At 67.9% G+C, this 2542-nt stretch carries 2 protein-coding genes; both read right to left on the bottom strand.

The window, feature by feature from the left end; translation table 11 throughout:
* Nucleotides 1–710, bottom strand: a 710-nt coding sequence (locus tag KDM41_17925; GenBank protein ID MCB1185301.1) for a DUF3987 domain-containing protein, incomplete at its 3' end; no start/stop codon positions are given.
* Nucleotides 707–1726, bottom strand: a complete 1020-nt coding sequence (locus KDM41_17920; GenBank protein ID MCB1185300.1) for a hypothetical protein — start codon at nt 1724–1726, stop codon at nt 707–709. The genes KDM41_17925 and KDM41_17920, both read right to left, overlap by 4 nt.
* Nucleotides 1727–2542 lie beyond the last annotated feature (816 nt).

Here is a 2542-nt window from a genome sequence, read left to right as displayed (position 1 = left end):
CGCAGTGTTGGAGCGCCTGAGTCGGACATGAGGGCGATGCGGCCGCCCTGCTGGCGCAGCACGGCCTCGAGCGACTCGGCGGTCACGTCGTCCAGGACCAGCCGCAGGGGCACCGGGACCTCGATGGCGCCCTGCTCAAGCACGGCCTCCTCGACTAGGGCCAGGGACTTGGCGTACTCCTCCGGCGCGCTGGCTTTGGCGGCGCGGGTCTTGAGGTGATCGGTCCGCTTGGCTGCGACGTCGGCGCGGGCCATGGCCGCGCGGATCTCCGGGTCGGTGCGCTTGCGCTCCTCGGCCACGAAGCGGGAGACTGGACGGATGGCCGCAGCGAAAGCCGGGCTCTTGGACTCGCCGGGCTTCAGGGCAACGGCGACGTAGAGGTTCAGGGGCTCGTCCCAGCCCTGGGCCACGTGGACCTGGTACCTCTTCGCGCCGCAAAGGGCCAGCACGGCGAGGCCGAGCATGGCGGGTAGGTCGACAGGGCATTGCAGAGCCGTAGCCAGGGCGGTGACCCAGTTCCGCAGCCAGGGAGGCAGGGTGTCCACGGGGAAGGCCGGGACGTTGGCCACGGGGCCGATGGGCAGGGGATCGGGCCAGGCGGGGTTCTCGTCGGTGGTCGCTTCCGGCGTGTCCGGGTTGAGGGGTTCGGCATCGGCGAACGGGTCCTGCGGAAGAGTGCCTTCGAGGAGACGGTCGTTGTCGTCCTTCACTGCGACACCTCCTCTCCCGTGCTGGAGCGGAAGATGCGGCAGCGTCCCAGGAGGGAGGCCGCGATCTGTTGGGCGTAGCGCCTGCCGGGCTCGTCGTGGTGGGTGCGGATGACGACCGAAGCTCCGGTAGGAATGCGGGCGGCGATCTGCGGGGACCAGGCGCCGGCCTCGACGCCGAGGACGGCGGGACCCTGCTCGTCTGTCTCAGGCTGGCGCAGGGCCCAGAGCAGCCAGTCGGGTTCGCCTTCGGCCACGATGACCTGGCGCGGCTGCCACCAGCTGGGGCAGACACCGCCGAGGAGTTGCTGGGCGAGCGGGTCGGCGAGGACCAGACCCTTGACGGTGTAGCCGGATGGGGCCAGGGATTTCGGGGTCACAGATGGGTCGATGGAGCGGGCGCGGAGGGAGACGGCCTGGCCGGTATGGTCCCAGTGGCGGAAGATAATACGGTGGCCGGTGTGGTTCCACGGGCCGCCCTGCGAGCGGGCCCAGCGGGGCAGGCGGAGGCCTGCGGGGATCGCGCGGGCAAGGTCCCACAGTTCGGATTGCTGGAGGGACCAGGCCGCAGCAGGGCCAAAGCGGTGGGCGAACCAGGCGGTGGAGTCGGCGTCGGCGCTCACGGGGAGGGACGATGCCCACAGCGCGACGACTTCTTGCTGCGGAGGGCGGGCAGGCGATTGGTCCGCGTGGGTCCGGGCTGGCGCGGCGGGCCTGGCAAAGTGGGGAGCCTGGGATTTGATGTTTCGGTGGCACACCGATTCTGGAACAGTGCGCGGCGTCTTCTCCCCGCGCAGGATGCCGCGACGGATGTGGCCTGCCGCCTCGCGCTCGGGGAGCCCAGTCTCCAGGGCCGCTGAAAGGAGGGTGCGCTCGGCAACGGATCGGTCGACCTCCCCCGCTCCCACGAACCCGCCGATGGCGGCGGCGGCCTTGAAGGCAGCACAAGCCCGGCCGGATGAGGTGTGGCGGAGCGCCTGAATCTCGGAGTCGACCGCGGCTTCGACATAGCGCCTCATCGCACACCGTCGTTTGCGCGGACGGTAGGCCATACCGGGATAATGGTGGCCTGGGATTCAGGGGATCGGCATTGGAAATGGCGGCAATTCGCGGGCGAATTCATGGATCGGTCCCTCTCCTGCTTCGAAGCTAACGTCTTGTATCTGAACTCAGTTGTGCGGATTCGGGGCGGTTGCCAGGCCGTGGTAGCGTCTCGGCCGTGGCGGCGGCGAGCCCCGATGAGGCACGCTGGAGTTATGGCTGTTTCAGAAAGAGGCGACCAATCTAAATGTCATTTAGACTGGTCGGGCCTCGCTCGGCGGTGGCCTAGCTGCACGGCCTGCCTTGCTCGGTTCACCGCCCGCGGGATAGCGCGAACCCCTCTGCCCTAATCGGGACAAAGGGGGGATGGAAGCGGGCAATGGGGACGTCAGGCCAGAGCGGTCAGCACGGAGGAAGAGGAATCAAATCCGCCGGTCAGGAATACACGCGCCTCCGTCAGATGCAGGGCGGTTCCTTCCAGGGCAAGGCCAGCGGGTGCCGGCGACCCCGGCCCTTGAAGCGTGGAAGAACCTCGAAACAAGTTTCCACCGAATCCAAGTGTTCCAGTTACGCGAGATCCAATACGGCCCCAAAAGCACCAGAAACGGCTGCTGGTGGCGATTTCGTGGGTCCGGAATCCGCCGCCCCTGCTGGAGAACTGGAACGCTGGAACATCGACGCATTCTCCTCACCCTGGCGAAGCCAGCCCGACCCGATCCACTCTGGGCAGACCCGTAAGAGGCCCTACCGCTTGCCGTGGGGACGGGATCGCAAAGCAGCACCATCCCTATTGT

It is taken from the genome of bacterium (assembly GCA_020440705.1).
Taxonomy (GTDB): domain Bacteria; phylum Krumholzibacteriota; class Krumholzibacteriia; order LZORAL124-64-63; family LZORAL124-64-63; genus JAGRNP01.
This window is presented reverse-complemented; position numbering and strand designations above follow the sequence as displayed.

What these genes read in the sequence shown, in the direction of transcription:
- KDM41_17920 (MCB1185300.1), bottom strand. Translation starts at nt 1,726, where the DNA reads ATGAGGCGCTATGTCGAAGCCGCGGTCGACTCCGAGATTCAGGCGCTC.